The sequence below is a fragment of the Candidatus Brevundimonas colombiensis genome, assembly GCA_029202665.1.
GTDB classification, from domain to species: Bacteria; Pseudomonadota; Alphaproteobacteria; order Caulobacterales; family Caulobacteraceae; genus Brevundimonas; species Brevundimonas colombiensis.
This window is the reverse complement of the sequence record CP119326.1, coordinates 2599144-2614336: the sequence shown is the minus strand read 5'-3', so window position 1 is coordinate 2614336 and position 15193 is coordinate 2599144. Positions and strand designations below refer to the sequence as shown.

13 protein-coding genes are annotated in these 15193 nt (G+C 67.3%); 5 read left to right on the top strand and 8 right to left on the bottom strand.

Features of this window, described 5'->3' with window-relative positions; translation table 11 throughout:
- Nucleotides 1-41: 41 nt before the first annotated feature.
- Together gltA and gltX are read right to left on the bottom strand one after the other, a co-directional pair.
- Nucleotides 42-1343 (bottom strand): citrate synthase, encoded by a 1302-nt coding sequence (gene gltA / locus P0Y50_12790; protein WEK39409.1) that lies wholly within the window; start codon nucleotides 1341-1343, stop codon nucleotides 42-44.
- Nucleotides 1344-1409: 66 nt separating this feature from the next.
- Nucleotides 1410-2825, bottom strand: a complete 1416-nt coding sequence (gltX, locus tag P0Y50_12785) for a glutamate--tRNA ligase (protein ID WEK39408.1) — start codon at nucleotides 2823-2825, stop codon at nucleotides 1410-1412.
- On the opposite strand from gltX, the gene P0Y50_12780 reads away from it, so the two are divergent.
- Entirely contained in the window at nucleotides 2797-4998 is a 2202-nt protein-coding gene (locus P0Y50_12780; protein ID WEK39407.1) for a ComEC/Rec2 family competence protein, read from the top strand. The genes gltX and P0Y50_12780 overlap by 29 nt on opposite strands.
- On the opposite strand, the gene lexA is transcribed toward P0Y50_12780, so the two are convergent.
- From lexA to P0Y50_12760, 4 genes are all read right to left on the bottom strand, one after another.
- Nucleotides 4979-5677, bottom strand: coding sequence for a transcriptional repressor LexA (lexA, locus tag P0Y50_12775; protein ID WEK39406.1), 699 nt, complete (start codon nucleotides 5675-5677; stop codon nucleotides 4979-4981). The two genes, P0Y50_12780 and lexA, sit on opposite strands and share 20 nt — an antisense overlap.
- Nucleotides 5678-5809: 132 nt before the next feature.
- Nucleotides 5810-6604: an indole-3-glycerol phosphate synthase TrpC gene (trpC, locus tag P0Y50_12770; protein WEK39405.1), complete on the bottom strand. Its 795-nt coding sequence runs from the start codon at nucleotides 6602-6604 to the stop codon at nucleotides 5810-5812.
- Nucleotides 6601-7638, bottom strand: a complete 1038-nt coding sequence (trpD, locus tag P0Y50_12765; protein WEK39404.1) for an anthranilate phosphoribosyltransferase — start codon at nucleotides 7636-7638, stop codon at nucleotides 6601-6603. Before trpD ends, trpC begins: the two co-directional genes overlap by 4 nt.
- A 17-nt stretch (nucleotides 7639-7655) precedes the next feature.
- Nucleotides 7656-8246 carry an aminodeoxychorismate/anthranilate synthase component II gene (locus P0Y50_12760; protein WEK39403.1) on the bottom strand — a complete coding sequence of 197 codons (591 nt, stop codon included), beginning with the start codon at nucleotides 8244-8246 and terminating at the stop codon, nucleotides 7656-7658.
- An 88-nt stretch (nucleotides 8247-8334) separates the two neighbouring features.
- Between P0Y50_12760 and P0Y50_12755 the strand changes: the two genes are divergently transcribed.
- Nucleotides 8335-8538 (top strand): peptidoglycan-binding protein, encoded by a 204-nt coding sequence (locus tag P0Y50_12755; GenBank protein WEK39402.1) that lies wholly within the window; start codon nucleotides 8335-8337, stop codon nucleotides 8536-8538.
- Here the strand turns inward: P0Y50_12755 and trpE are convergent.
- Both trpE and P0Y50_12745 read right to left on the bottom strand, forming a co-directional pair.
- Nucleotides 8535-10052, bottom strand: a complete 1518-nt coding sequence (gene trpE, locus P0Y50_12750) for an anthranilate synthase component I (GenBank protein ID WEK39401.1) — start codon at nucleotides 10050-10052, stop codon at nucleotides 8535-8537. The two genes, P0Y50_12755 and trpE, sit on opposite strands and share 4 nt — an antisense overlap.
- Nucleotides 10049-11956: a SurA N-terminal domain-containing protein gene (locus tag P0Y50_12745; GenBank protein ID WEK39400.1), complete on the bottom strand. Its 1908-nt coding sequence runs from the start codon at nucleotides 11954-11956 to the stop codon at nucleotides 10049-10051. The genes trpE and P0Y50_12745 overlap by 4 nt, the downstream gene beginning before the upstream one ends.
- A gap of 139 nt (nucleotides 11957-12095) precedes the next feature.
- Between P0Y50_12745 and tpiA the strand changes: the two genes are divergently transcribed.
- The 3 genes from tpiA (at nucleotide 12096) to P0Y50_12730 (ending at nucleotide 15140) form a co-directional block, all read left to right on the top strand.
- Nucleotides 12096-12848, top strand: coding sequence for a triose-phosphate isomerase (tpiA, locus tag P0Y50_12740; GenBank protein WEK39399.1), 753 nt, complete (start codon nucleotides 12096-12098; stop codon nucleotides 12846-12848).
- A 68-nt stretch (nucleotides 12849-12916) separates the two neighbouring features.
- Nucleotides 12917-13363, top strand: a complete 447-nt coding sequence (gene secG / locus P0Y50_12735) for a preprotein translocase subunit SecG (protein ID WEK39398.1) — start codon at nucleotides 12917-12919, stop codon at nucleotides 13361-13363.
- Between the two features lie 124 nt (nucleotides 13364-13487).
- The gene (locus tag P0Y50_12730) at nucleotides 13488-15140 is read left to right on the top strand and encodes a CTP synthase (protein WEK39397.1); all 1653 of its coding nucleotides are present in this window, start codon (nucleotides 13488-13490) and stop codon (nucleotides 15138-15140) included.
- Nucleotides 15141-15193 lie beyond the last annotated feature (53 nt).

Here is a 15193-nt window from a genome sequence, read left to right as displayed (position 1 = left end):
GAGGTCCCCGGCGTTCTGCATTTCAGAGTCCTGGCCGACGATCAGCCGCGCTGATCGATCGATACATAATCGCGTTCGGTCGGGCCGGTGTACAGCTGACGCGGACGGCCGATCTTCTGCGAAGGATCGGACATCATCTCCTGCCACTGAGCGATCCAGCCGACGGTGCGGGCCAGGGCGAACAGGACCGTGAACATGGTGGTGGGGAAGCCCATCGCCGACAGGGTGATGCCCGAATAGAAGTCGACGTTCGGGAACAGCTTGCGCGAGGTGAAATATTCGTCCGACAGGGCGACCTTTTCCAGCTCCTTGGCGACCTGGAACAGCGGATCGTTCTCGCGGCCGGTGGCGGCCAGCACTTCATAGGCCGACTGCTGCATGACCTTGGCGCGCGGATCGTAGTTCTTGTACACGCGGTGACCGAAGCCCATCAGCTTGTACTTGCGGTCCTTCACGCCCTGAATGAACTCAGGAATCTTGTCGGGCGTGCCGATCTCCTTGAGCATGTTCAGCGCTTCTTCGTTGGCGCCGCCGTGCGACGGGCCCCACAGGCAGGCGATGCCGGCGGCGATACAGGCGAACGGATTGGCGCCCGACGAACCGGCCAGGCGGACGGTCGAGGTCGAGGCGTTCTGCTCGTGGTCGGCATGCAGGGTGAAGATGCGGTCCATGGCGCGGACCAGGGCCGGATCGACGTGATAGTCCTCGGCCGGCACGGCGAAGCACATGCGCAGGAAGTTCTCGGCGTAGGACAGATCGTTGCGCGGCGAGATGAACGGCTGACCGACGTGATATTTGTAGGCGCGCGCCGCGATGGTCGGCATCTTGGCGATCAGGCGGATGGCCGAGATGTCGCGCTGCACCGGATCATGGATGTCCAGGCTGTCGTGATAGAAGGCCGACAGGGCGCCGACGGTGCCGACCATGATCGACATCGGATGGGCGTCGCGGCGGAAGCCTTCGAAGAAACGATCGAACTGGGCGTGCAGCATGGTGTGCCGCGTCACGTTCTCTTCGAACTTCTCGAACTCGGCGGCGGTCGGCAGTTCGCCGTGCAGCAGCAGGTGGCAGACTTCGAGGAAGTTCGATTTCGACGCCAGCTGGTCGATCGGATAGCCGCGGTGCAGAAGCACGCCCGCGTCGCCGTCGATATAGGTCAGGGCCGATTCACAGGCCGCCGTGGAGGTGAAGCCGGGATCGAAGGTGAAGGCGCCCGTTCCCGCATAGAGTTTGCGGATGTCGATGACGTCCGGGCCGGTGGAGCCCGAAAGGACCGGCAACTCGATGGTCTTGTCCTCGAAGGACAGGGTCGCCGAGCCGGCGGTTTTGGCTTGTTCAGTCATGAATGCCCCTTTGAATCATACGTCCAGGCGCAGGGAGGCGTCGGGCGCTTTTCGGTTTGTGGGTGATCACTTAGTCTGTTGCAGCGCATCATCCAAGCGCCCGAGGCTTTCGTCGCGCCCCAGAGCGGATAAAGTTCGTGCGATGTCGGGCGAAGCTGACCCTGCGGTAAGCGCCGCGCGCATCGGCGGGCCGATCTTGCCGAAGCCCACGCCCTCGGATTCGGCGAAGGCCTTCAGCTCCGCCTCAAGGGCGAAGACGTCCCAGGACTGAAACAGGGCCAGACGGTCGCGCAGGCGCGACAGGCGGTCCAGCGTCTCGCCCGACAACAGGGCGCGGCCCTTGTCGTCCAGCGTCAGGGGGCGGTTCTTCAGCACGAAGGCGGTTTGATCGGCCAGGTCCAGCACCGTCTTGGCGCGATCCTTGACGAAGGGCATGGCGCGCTGAAGCCGCGCCTCGTCCGCCTCGGCCAGGGCGTGGCCCTTCTGCAGGTGGGCGTCCAGCGCCAGCTTGGCCAGGCGTTCGTCGTCGGCCAGGCGCAGCCAGTGGGCGTTGACGTGGGCCAGCTTATCGAAATCCAGCCGCGCCGGCGCCTTGCCGATGCCGGCCAGATCGAACCACTCGATGGCCTGGGCGTCGCTGAACAGTTCGTCGTCGCCATGCGCCCAGCCCAACCGGGCCAGATAATTGCGCATCGCCTCGGGCAGATAGCCCATCTCGGCGTATTCGTGCACCGCCTGAGCGCCGTGCCGCTTGGACAGTTTCGCGCCGTCCGGTCCGTGGATCAGCGGGATGTGGGCGAAGACGGGGCGGGTCCAGCCCAGGGCGTCGTAGATCAGGCTCTGACGCGCGGCGTTGTTCAGATGGTCGTCGCCGCGAATGACGTGGGTCACGCCCATGTCGTGGTCGTCCACCACGACGGCCAGATTATAGGTCGGCGCCCCGTCCGAACGCAGCAGGACAAGGTCGTCCAGATCGTCGGTCGACCAGCTGACCGCGCCCTGAACCTCATCGGGCACCGTCACCGTGGTCGATTGCGGCCGGCGGAAACGCACGACGTGGGGCAGGGCCAGATCGTCCACGGAGGGTTCGCGGTCGCGCCACGGCGATTCGAAACTGCGTTTCTCGGCCTTGGCCGCATCGCGCAGACGGCCGGTTTCCTCGGCCGAGGTGAAGTCGCGATAGGCATGACCTGTTTCGAGCAACTGATCGACCACCTCACGGTGCCGGTCGGCGCGGCTGAACTGGAACACCGGCTCCTCGTCTGCGAACAGCTCCAGCCAGCTCAGGCCATCGAAGATCGCCTTGACCGCGGCGTCGGTGGAGCGTTCGCGATCCGTGTCTTCGACGCGGATCAGGAAACGTCCTGCGTGTCTTTTGGCGTACAGCCAGTTGAACAAGGCGGTTCTCGCCCCGCCGATATGCAGATAGCCTGTCGGCGAGGGGGCGAAGCGGGTGACGACAGTCGAGGAAGGCAAGGTCATGGGGGAGGGGTCCGTAGGCGACGCCCTTATACGCCCCGATGCGGCAAAGCCTACCCCCGGCGCGCGATTGCGAGCCTGGCTGGCCGATCAGGTCGCGGCCCAGGCCTTGCGATGGCGGCTGTGGGGACCGGTGGCGTTCGGCTGCGGTTGCGCCCTCTATTTCGCCTTGCAGTTCGAACCGGCCTTCTGGCCGCTGGGACTGGCGGCGATCACAGGCTTTGCGGTCTGGGGCCTGGCCAAGACGCGCGGGCGGACCCGCCGCATCACATGGCCCCTGCTGATGATCGCCTGCCTGGCGGCGGGTCTGGCGTCGGCCAAGGCGCGCACCCTCTTCGTCGCCGCCCCCATCGCCCCGACACTCAGCGCGCCCACCGTGATCGAGGCCTGGGTGGTCGATGTGGACAGTCCCGGCCAGCGCGGCGCGCGCGTGATGATCGCGCCGGTGTGGATTCGCGGCCTGACCCCGGATCAGACGCCGGTTCGACTTCGCGCCACGCTTCGGGGCGATCCGCCTGAACCCGGCCAGGCGATCCGGCTGTTCGCCATACTCAATCCGCCGCCCGCGCCGGCCAGTCCCGGCGCCTATGACTTCGGACGCAACGCCTTCTTTCAAGGCATGGGCGGGGTGGCCTTCGCGCTGGGCGAGACGCGCGCCGCTGACTTGCCGCGCGCGCCGTGGCGGTTGCGGCTGGAGATGGCGGTCAACGGCGCGCGCTATGCCCTGGCGAAGCGGATCGTGGCGCGACTGGGCGAACGGACGGGCGGGATCGCGGCCGCCATGACCACCAGTCACGAGACCTGGATCAGCCAGGCGGACCTGGACGTGATGCGCGATTCGGGCCTGGCGCACATTCTGTCGGTCTCTGGGCTGCACATGGCGATCGTCGGCGGGTTCGTGTTCTTCGCCGTGCGGCTGGGCGTCGCCGCATGGCCCTGGCTGGCGCTGCGCGTTCCGGGAAAGAAAGTCGCGGCGATGGCGGGCCTGGTCGCCGTCGGGGTCTATCTGGTGGTGTCCGGCGCGCCGCCGCCGGCCGAACGAGCGGCCATCACCGCCTCCATCGCCTTTCTCGCCATCCTGCTGGATCGACAGGCGGTGACCATGCATGGCCTGGCGGTGGCCGCCTTCGTCGTGCTGGCCATCCAGCCAGAGGCCGTCGTGACGCCCGGTTTCCAGATGTCGTTCGCGGCGACGGCGGCGCTGGTGGCCCTCGTCGAAGCATGGCCCAAGACGCCGCGCGAGATTTCCGCGCCCTGGCCGATCCTGGCGATCCAGCGGTTCGCGGGTTGGGTCACGGCGGCTGCGGCCGCCAGCCTGGTCGCAGGCCTGGCGACCGGTCCCTTCTCGATGCAGCATTTCAACCGCACCGCCATGTATGGCCTGCTGGCCAATCTGGGGACATCGCCGGTGGCGGACTTCATCCTGATGCCGGCCCTGGCGCTGGGCGCGGCGATGGAGCCCTTGGGGCTTGGGGGACCTTTCCTGGCCGTGGCGGGATGGGGCGTGGATCTGATGCTGGCGATCGGAGCGTGGACGGCCGGCTTGCCCGGCGCCGTCCAAACCATACCCAGCGCGCCCGATTTCATTCTGCCCATCGCCTTTGTGGGCGTGGTGTTCATTTGCCTCTGGCGCGGACGGTTACGCTGGCTGGGCCTGCCTCTGGCGGCGGCGGTGATGATCTGGCCCCGTCCGCCGGCGCCGGATCTCTGGATCGGGGATGGGGGAACGAATGCGGCCTTCAACCGGCAGGGCGAGGCGGTCGTGGTCCGCCCGGGCGTACGAGAGTTCGCGGCCGACCTGTGGTCCCGACGAAGGGGGCTGGTCCTGACCGCGCGCGACGTGGACGGCTGGACCTACGACCGCTTCTCGTGCCGACCAGAAAGTCCGGCTGCAGGACCGATCGCCCTGTGGTGGGGAAGGAGGGCTCCGGATTTGGAGCACCTGGCATCCCTGTGCGACACGGCCGAGGTCGTGGGCGTCCGGGCCGTCGTCACCAACCTGCCCGCGTCTTGCAGCGGCCGTCTGGTTCTGGACGGCGTGGATTTCGCCCGGGGCGGGGCGGTCGAACTATGGCGCGATGACGCTGGCTGGCGCGCGGTCTGGACGACCGAGGTGCGCGGAAACCGTCCCTGGACGCGCCAGCCCGACCCCGACGTCAGTGATAGCGGCGCATGAGGCCGACCAGCTTGCCTTGGACCTCGACCTGGTCGGGGCCGAAAATGCGGGTCTCATAGTTGCGATTGGCCGGCTCCAGCGCAATGGAGCCGCCCTTGCGGCGAAAGCGTTTCAAGGTGGCTTCCTCGCCCTCGACCAGGGCCACGACGATCTCGCCGTTGGTTGCGGTGTCGCCGCGCCGGATCACGACCAGATCGCCGTTCAAAATGCCCGCCTCGATCATCGAATCGCCTTCGATCTCGAGAACATAATGGTCGCCCTTGCCGAGCATGGATTCCGGCACGGGCAGGCGGTCCTGCTCGTGCTGAATGGCGGCGATGGGCGTGCCGGCGGCGATCTTGCCCAGCAGCGGCAGTTCGCGCGTGTCGTTGGCGGCCGTAGATACGGCCTGCCGGACGGGGGCGCCGCCTTCGATCACGTCGGGCTTGAACCCCGCCCGACCGCGCGGCGCACCGGCGGTGGCTTGTTCCGGCAGCTTCGTCACTTCCAGGGCGCGCGCCCGATGGGCCAGGCGGCGGATGAAGCCGCGCTCCTCCAGCGCCGTGATCAGCCGGTGGATGCCGGATTTAGAGGCAAGGTCCAGCGCCTCCTTCATCTCGTCGAACGAGGGGGAGACGCCCGTCTCCTGAATCCGTTCGTGGATGAACATCAGCAGTTCGTGCTGTTTGCGCGTGAGCATCGCCAAGCCCTCAAGCGCCCCCTCCACAGAATCGGAACGGGCCGTGAACATTGACGATGTTCTGTAAGTGTTCCTTCCTAATGTCAACTTAACGGCCGCGCTCCGCCGTCGTTTGATCGGGAAGGCTGGGGTTCAGGCCGCCAGCAAGGCCCGCGTCGCAGCCTCGACATCGGCCTGCCGCATCAGGCTTTCGCCGACCAGTATGGCCTGGGCGTGGGCGGCGGAGACGCGCGCGACATCGTCCGGCGTGAAGATGCCGCTTTCCGCGACCAGAAGCGCGCGAACGGGACTGAGCATCGACAGCCGTTCGGTGACCTCCAGGTCGACCTCGAAGGTCCGCAGCGAACGGTTGTTGACGCCCACTAGGTCGCCGCCCAGGGCGCAGGCCCGGGCCATTTCGGTTTCGTCGTGCGTTTCGATCAAGGCGTCCATGCCGAACCGTTCGGCCTCCGCCAGCAGTTCGGCGGCAAGCCTGTCGTCGATCATGGCCAGGATGATCAGGATGCAGTCGGCCCCCAGGGCGCGGCTTTCGGCCACCTGCCACGGATCGACCAGGAAATCCTTGCGCAGGCAGGGCAGGGCGACGGCGTCGCGCGCGGCCGCCAGATAGGCGTCATCGCCCTGGAAGCTGGGACCGTCGGTCAACACCGAAAGACAGGCCGCGCCCCCCGCCTGATAAGCGCGGGCCAGGGCGGGCGGATCGAAGTCGGGGCGAATCAAACCCTTGGACGGACTGGCCTTCTTGATCTCGGCGATCAGGGCCGGGCGGCCGGTTTCCTCGCCGACAAGCTCCAAAGCGGCGCGAAAGCCGCGCGGCGCCGAGGCGGTCTTGGCCAGGGCCTCGATCGCGTCCTGGGACGCAGCCGTCTTTCGGGCGGCGACGTCCTCGCGCTTATAGGCGGCGATGCGGTCGAGAACGTCGGTCATGCGTCGGCTTCTGGGTCCAGCGGTGTCGTGGTGATGCGGGCCAGACGCTCCAACGCCTCGGCGGCCCGGCCATCGTCGATGGCGGCGGCGGCCACGGCGGCGCCCTGAGCCAGATCGACCGCCTTGTCCGCCACGACCAAGGCCGCGGCGGCGTTCAGCAGGACGATGTCCCGATAGGCCCCGGTCTGGCCCGCAAGTAAGGCGCGCAGAGCCTCGGCGTTCTCTTCCGCGTCGCCGCCGCGAATGGCGGCGATGGGGCTGCGCGGCAGACCGGCGTCTTCGGGCGTAACCTGGAACCGTCGAACGGCGCCGTTCTTCCACTCGGCCACTTCGGTCGGGCCGGAGGTCGCCAGTTCGTCCAGACCCTGGCCGTGGACCGTCCAGGCGCGCGTGGCGCCCAGCCTTCCCAGCACTTCGGCCAGCGGTTCCAGCAGGCGCGGATCATAGACGCCCATGACCTGGCGTTTTGCAGACGCAGGGTTCGAAAGCGGTCCCAGAAGATTGAATACGGTGCGGAAACCAATCTCGGCCCGGACAGGTCCGACGTGACGCATGGCCCCGTGATAGGCGGGGGCGAACAGGAAACAGATGCCCGCCTCGTCCAGCGCCTTCCTCTGCTGCGCCTGATCGGCCATCAGGTTCACACCCAAGATCGACAGAACGTCGGAAGAGCCTGATTTGGAAGACATCGCCCGGTTGCCATGCTTGGCGACCTTCAAGCCCGCGCCGGCCAACACCAGGGCGGCGGCGGTGGAGATATTATAGGTATGCTGGCCGTCGCCGCCCGTGCCGCAGGTGTCGATGACCTCATACGGGTGATCCAGCGTCAGGGCCGCCTCACGCATGGCGGCGGCGAAGGCGGCGATCTCGTCCACGGTTTCGCCGCGCATACGCATGGCGGTAACGGCGGCCGCCACCTGAGACGGGGTCGGCTCGCCGCGAAGGCAGGCGGCGAAGAAATCATGCGCCTGTTCGGACGTCAGCGGCCGGCCCTCGACGAGCCGGGCCAGGATCGGCTTGAACCCTTCCGCCATGATTCAGTCCGCCACGATCAGGCGGCCGCGAGGCGCTTCACGCCGGCGATGTCGAGGAAGTTGGCCAGCATGTCGTGGCCGTGTTCAGTGGCGATCGATTCCGGGTGGAACTGTACGCCGTGGATTGGGCGGCTGCGGTGCCGCAGACCCATGATCTCGCCGTCGGCGGTCCAGGCGGTGATCTCCAGCTCATCAGGCAGGGTTTCGCGCCTGACGGCCAGCGAATGATAACGGGTGGCGGTGAAGGGCGACGGCAGACCGGCGAAGACGCTCTGGCCGTCATGTAGGATGGGCGAGGTCTTGCCGTGCATCAGGGTCTTGGCGCGGATCACTTCGCCGCCGAATGCCTGGCCGATGGCCTGATGGCCCAGGCAGACGCCCAAAATCGGCATGGAGGCCGGCGCTGTCTCGATCAAGGACAGGCAGATGCCGGCCTGATCCGGCGCGCAGGGGCCGGGCGACAGCAGGACGGCGGCGGGGTTCAGCGCCCACGCCTGGTCCACGCTCAGGTCGTCGTTGCGCACCACATGCGTCGGCGCGCCCAACTCCGCGAGGTAGTGGACGAGGTTGTAGGTGAAGCTGTCGTAGTTATCGACGACGAGGATCATGTTCTGGCTTCTAGGCGCGACGCGCGTCCACGCCAAGCCAGCGCGGCGGTAAAGCGCATTTTAACCCGTGCGAACGCAGGATGCGGGCGTGAAACTGACCGCCGAAAAAGACATTGCCGCCAAGATCGCCGCTGCAAAGGCGCGGCTGGTCATGGTCGAAACCCGCCCCAGCGCGGCCGCCGCCCTGGGCGCCGCCGCCCTGGCGGCGATGGCGGCGCTGCTGATGGCCGGGGTGGTCATCGTCGGGCCGGGCGTCCAGTTCAACGATGCGACGACGACAATGACCCGTTAGCGATTGCCGGTGCGAAAGCGCCAGGCTTCCTCGGCCGCCCGCATCGGCGCACGCGCCTTGTGCTGGGTTTCGGCGTATTCGGCGACCGGATCGCTGTCGGCGACCACGCCGGCCCCCGCCTGGACGAAGATGCGGTCGTCCGCGAACAGGGCGGTGCGCAGGGTGATGCAGATGTCCGCCTCGCCGCCCGCCGAGATATAGCCGACGCCCCCGCCGTATCCGATGCCGCGCTTCTCGCTCTCCAACTCGTCGATGATCTCCATCGCGCGAACCTTGGGCGCGCCCGACAGGGTGCCTGCGGGCAGGGCCGCCAGCAGGGTGTCGACCGCGTCCAGACGGGGATCGGCCTTGCCCCGCACGTTCGAGACGATGTGCATGACCTGGCTGTAGCGTTCGACGACGAAGCTTTCCGTCACTTCCACCGTGCCGGGCGCCGCCACGCGACCCACGTCGTTGCGGCCCAGATCCAGCAGCATCAGATGCTCGGCCCGCTCCTTCGGGTCGGCCAGAAGTTCGACTTCCAGCGCCTTGTCCGCCTCTGGCGTCTCGCCGCGCTTGCGGGTGCCGGCCAAGGGCCGAATGGTCACTTCGCCGTCCTTCAGCCGAACCAGGATTTCCGGGCTGGATCCCGCCAACTGGAAGCCGTCGAAGTTCAGATAGAACAGATAGGGCGACGGGTTCTGGCGACGCAGGGACCGATAGAAGGCGAAGGGATCGGCCGACCATGGCGCGGAGAATCGGTGGCTCAGCACCACCTGGAAGATATCGCCGGCGGCGATATAGTCCTTGGCGCGGGCCACCATCTCGCCGAATCCGGCTTCGTTCACCGGAGAGGCGAAGGCCGGCGCCGCCGCTTCTTGAGGCGCGGCGCGGACCGGCAGGGGATCGCGCAAGGCGGCTTCGAAGGCGTCTAGCCGCGCGACCGCCGCGTCATGCGCCGGCTCCGCATCACGTCCCGCGTCCGGATAGGCGGCGGAGATCAGGACGATCTCATGACGCACTGAATCGAAGATTGCGACCAGGGACGGCCGGGTCAGGACCGCATCCGGCAGGTCCAGCGGATCGGGGTTGGGCGCGCCCAAGGGCTCCAGCAGCCGCACCATGTCATAGCCGAACACGCCGAACAGGCCCGCCGCCATGGGCGGAAGGTCGTCGGGCAGATCGAACCGTGAGGCCGCGATCAGGGCGCGCAGCGACTGAAGCGCCGGCTGGCCTTCGGGCGTGAAGACGCCCTGGGCGATGGCGGGACCGCGCGCCAACTCGGCCGCGTGCCCCCGGCAGCGCCAGACCACGTCGGGGTCCAGCGTCAGGATCGAATAGCGGCCGTTGACCGCGCCGCCTTCCACCGATTCCAGCAGGCAGGCGTAGGGCCGGTTCAGGCCCAGCTTCAGATAGGCCGAGACCGGCGTTTCCAGATCATCGATGATCCGGCGCACGATCACCTGCGGCCGACCGGCCCGAAGACCGGCGGCGAAGGCGTCGAAATCGGCGGCGGCGGGCGTCGCCGTCGTCATTGCGCCGGTGCGGCGGGCTTGGCGTCGGCCGACAGGCCCAGCGCAGACAGCGCCTGGGCCGGGTCGTTCTTGGCCTTGGAGCGCTGGGCGCCGGCGGCGAAGGACGATTGCACCATGGCCTGCACCAGTTCCTGTGTCAGACGCGGGCGAACCTGTTCGGCCAGCGGGCCGGCGGCGGCCGGATTGGCGGCGTGGATGTTGTCCACGCGGCCGACCACATAGGCGGTCTGAGACGCCGGCTGCGAGAAGGCCTGACCCTTGGACTGGCCAAACAGACCCTGGAGCACGCCCTGTCCCAGCGACTGCTGGGTTTCCTGATTGCGCACGACGCCGGTGCGGACGGTCAGGGGCGCGTTCACCGAGCGGGCCACGACGGCGATGTCCTCGCCGTTGCGAACGCGGCCGGTCAGCTCTTCCGCCTTGGTGGACAGGCGGCGCATCGTCTCGCGCTGGATCCACTGTTCAGCCAACGGCGCGCGAACTTCGGCCAGGGTCGGCAGGGCCGAAGGGCGGATGTCGTTGACGCGGATGGCGAAATATTGGCCCTGGCCGGCGTCGACCACGTCGCTTTCGCCGCCCTTGGTCAGGCTCCAGGCCGTCTCGAAGATCTGCGGCGGGGCGTTCAGCGCCTGACCGTTCGGCAGCTTGCCGTCCTTGGTGAAGGGCGGCAGGTCGACCACACGGCCCCCGGCTTCGCGCGCGGCGTCGGCCAGGGATTTGCCGGCCGTGCGGGCGGCTTCATACTTCTCGACCTTGGCGTAGGTCTGGGTCTTGACGTCCTCGGCGCGCAGTTCCTGCACCAGTTCCTGGCGGGCGCTTTCCAGCGAGGCTGGGGCGGCGGGCTGGATGGCCGTCACCTTGGCGACGGCGAAACCGACGCCGGCCTGGACCGGGTCCGACACCTGATTGGCCTGCAGGCCGAAGACGGCGCCGGCCGTGGCGGCGTCGCCGATGGCGGCGCGCGGCGTGGCGTCGAAGCTGGCGGGGGCGATGTTGTTGGCGCGACCCACGTCGGCCGGCGACTGACCGGCGCGCAGGGCGGCGGCGATCTTCTGGGCCGTCTCGCGGTTCGGGGCCGTCAGGGTGACGAAGGTGCGGGTCTCGGGCTTGCCCAGCGTGTCCTTCTTGAACTCGAAACGCTCGCGGATGCGATCTTCAGAGATGGGCGCATTGCCCGCGTTATCGGGCGTGAACAGCACGACCGAAACCATGCGGAACTCGGGCGCGCGCAGACGTTCGGCGTTTTCCTGGATGAAGGCGTTCAGCTGGGCGTCGGTCGGGGCGGGAACCTGGCCCGCTATGGCCGAGGTCACTTCGAACCAGCGACCATCGCGCGTTTCCAGCGCCGAACCGGCCAGCAGGGCGCCGTAGATGCGGGGCACGCGGGCGCCGGCGAAGACGGCGGCGCCGAAATGCTCGGTGGCGTATTGGTCGCGCAGATCCTGCTCCAGCATGGCCGGGGTCAGGTTCTGCTGGGCCAGGGCGGCCTGATAGGCCTGCTGGTCGAACTGGCCGGTGACCGAGTTGAAGAAGGCCGGGATCTTGCGGATCTGTTTGACGACCAGCTCCTGGCCCGGGCGGATGCCCGCCTTCCAGGCCCAGTTCAGGAAGCCCAGCTGTTCGGTTTGTTCCGCCAGGAAACGGGTGTGGATGTTCTCGGCGACCAGGTCCTGATTGGTCAGGGGGCGGCCGACCTGCTGCTGCAGCCGCTCGCGCACCTGATCGAAGGCCGTCTTGAACTCCGCCTCGTTCATCGAACGCTCGCCGGCGTCGATCACGTGTTTCGGCCCCAGGTTCGAGAACACGTCCATGCGCGCGCCGACGATGACGAAACTGATCGCGATCAGAACAAGCAGGGCGGCCGCCCATTTGGATCGAGAGAAGGCGCGGAAGGCGGTGAGCATTCGAAAACCCGGGACAGGCCGATATTGGCGTCAGCTGTCGCGTATAGTCGCGCCGGGCACGCCCCCGCAAGGATGGCATGATGTCCAGATTGCGGCGCGCCTCTTGGCTTCGCGGTTTGCGCCCCCTAGACAGGCGACCATGAAACAATCCGTGAAGATGATCGTCGGCAATTGGAAGATGAACGGCCTGTCCGTGGCCTTGGTTGAGGCGCAGGCGATCGGCGAGGCCGCGAAGGCGGTCGATGGCGTCTGCCGGGTCGCCCTGTGTCCGCCCGCTACGCTGGTCGAACGTATGGCGACGACGTTGAATGGTGGCGCGGCGGCGGTCGGCGGACAGGACTGCCACGCCAAGCCGTCGGGAGCCTTCACCGGATCGGTGTCGGCCGAGATGCTGGCGGACGCCGGGGCGACCCTGGTGATCCTGGGCCACTCCGAACGTCGCTCCGGGTTCGGCGAGACGGACGCCGAGGTGGCCGCCAAGGTCGAGGCGGCCGTGGCCGCAGGGCTTGAGCCCATCGTCTGCGTCGGCGAAACCCTGGCGCAGCGCGAGGCGGGCGAAGCCATCGCCGTCGTGTCGGCCCAGGTCGAGGGCTCGCTGGCCGACAGTCTGTCGGAGCGGACTTTCGCCGTGGCCTACGAGCCGGTGTGGGCGATCGGCACGGGTCTGACGCCAACGCTGGAGCAGATCGCCGAAGTGCATGCGGCCATCCGCGCCGCCATCGTCAAGCGGTTGGGGGAGGGCGCGCGAACCGCGCCCATCCTGTACGGCGGTTCGGTCAAGCCGGACAACGCCCGCGACATCCTGGCTGCGCCCGAGGTCGGCGGGGCCCTGGTCGGCGGCGCTTCGCTGAAGGCGGCGGATTTCATTCCGATCATTCAAGCCGCCGTCTGAGGATGGTTTGCCCCCGGCGCGCTTCGATGATAGAGGCCGCCGCTTGATCGGCGCAGATCCGCGCCCACATGATTGACGCCATGCTCCAGACCATTCTGCTCGTCGCCATTATCATCGTCGCCGTCTCCCTGACGGGGGTCGTGCTGCTTCAACGGTCCGAGGGCGGCGCCCTGGGCATGGGCGGCGGTCCATCGGGCTTCATGACGGCGCGGGGAGCGGGCAATCTGTTGACGCAGATCACCTGGATTCTGGCCGCCATGCTGTTCGGCCTGACCATTGTGCTGACCGTGGTCGGCAATATGGACCGTGCCTCGGTTTCGGGCATCGACGCCGACGCCGTCGGATCGCTGGCCACCACGCCCCAGACCCAAAACCAGACGCCGCAACAACCCGCACAGCAACAGCCTGCCGCACCGGCCCAGCCGGCGGCTCCGTCGCTGGACGATCTGGAAGCCAGCCTTCCGTCGCCGGCCGCCCGGCCCGCCTCCGCCCCGGCGCAGCAACCCGCCCGCTAAAGGTCGAAGGCCCGACCCGAGTTTTGGAAAGCGCGCCTCAGGGCGCGCTTTCTTCTTTTGATCAACAGTTCGATTCGCCGCGGGCCATGCGCCGTTCGCGAATCATGGAGTAAGGTGTCCGCCCATGGCTCGCTATGTGTTCATCACCGGCGGCGTGGTTTCCTCGCTAGGAAAAGGCCTCGCCTCCGCCGCTCTCGGCGCTCTTCTGCAGGCTCGCGGCTATAAGGTCCGCCTGCGCAAGCTCGACCCCTATCTGAACGTCGATCCGGGCACGATGAGCCCGTATCAGCACGGCGAGGTCTTCGTGACCGACGACGGCGCCGAGACCGACCTGGACCTGGGCCACTATGAGCGGTTCACCGGCGTTTCGGCGGCCAAGTCCGACAACGTGACGACCGGCCGCATCTATTCGACGATCCTGGAGAAGGAGCGGCGGGGCGACTATCTGGGCGCGACGGTTCAGGTCATTCCGCACGTCACCGACCAGATCAAATCCTTCTGCCTGACGCCCGCCCTGACCGATCAGGGCGAAGACGTCGATTTCGTGCTGGTCGAGATCGGGGGCACGGTCGGCGACATCGAGGGGTTGCCCTTCTTCGAGGCTATCCGGCAACTGGGCCAGAACCTGCCGCGCGGCCAGTCCTGCTTCGTCCACCTGACCCTGCTGCCCTTCATCAAGACCGCCGGTGAGATGAAGACCAAGCCGACCCAGCACTCGGTCAAGGAACTGCGCTCCATCGGCATCCAGCCGGACATCCTGCTGTGCCGCTGCGAACAGCCCATTCCGGCCGAGGAAAAGCGCAAGATCGGGCAGTTCTGCAATGTGCGCGAAAGCGGCGTGATCCAGGCGATGGATTCCGCGGACATCTACGCCGTGCCGCTGGACTATCACCGCGAGGGATTGGATCGCGAAGTTCTGGCCCATTTCGGCATCGCCGACGCGCCGGAACCCGACCTGACCCGCTGGCAGGAAATCTCGCGCCGACGTCTGCACCCGGACGGCGAAGTGACCATCGCCGTGGTCGGCAAATATACGGTCCTGAAGGACGCCTATAAGTCGCTGATCGAAGCCCTGCATCACGGCGGCGTGGCCAACAACGTCAAGGTCAACATCGACTGGGTCGAGGCCGACACCTTCGAAGGCGACCCGCAGGCGTGTGAGGAAAGGCTGCAGGGCGCGCACGCGGTTCTGGTGCCGGGCGGCTTTGGCGAGCGCGGCTCGGAAGGCAAGATCGAGGCGGCGCGTTTCGCCCGCGAGCGCAATATCCCCTATTTCGGCATCTGCTTCGGCATGCAGATGGCGGTGATCGAGGCGGCGCGGAACCTGGCGGGCTATCCCAAGGCGTCCTCGACCGAGTTCGGTCCGACGGATGAGCCGGTCGTGGGACTGATGACCGAATGGACGCAAGGCAACCAGCGCGTTCTGCGTCAGCAGGGCGGGGACCTGGGCGGCACCATGCGTCTTGGCGCCTATGATTCGACCCTGACGGCGGGATCCAAGATCGCCGAGATCTATGGCTCGACCGCGATCAGCGAACGCCACCGTCACCGCTACGAAGTGAACATCAACTATCGCGATGCGATAGAGGAAAAGGCGGGCCTGGTCTTTGCCGGGTTGTCACCCGACGGAGTGCTGCCCGAGACGGTCGAACGTCCGGACCATCCATGGTTCATCGGCGTTCAATACCATCCGGAGCTGAAGAGCCGCCCATTCGCGCCGCACCCGCTGTTCGCCAGCTTCATCGGCGCGGCCGTGGTCCAAAGCCGACTGATGTGATGTAACACTGTTCACGGACCTGCGATTCCGTCAGGCGCGGCTTTTGCGCTAGG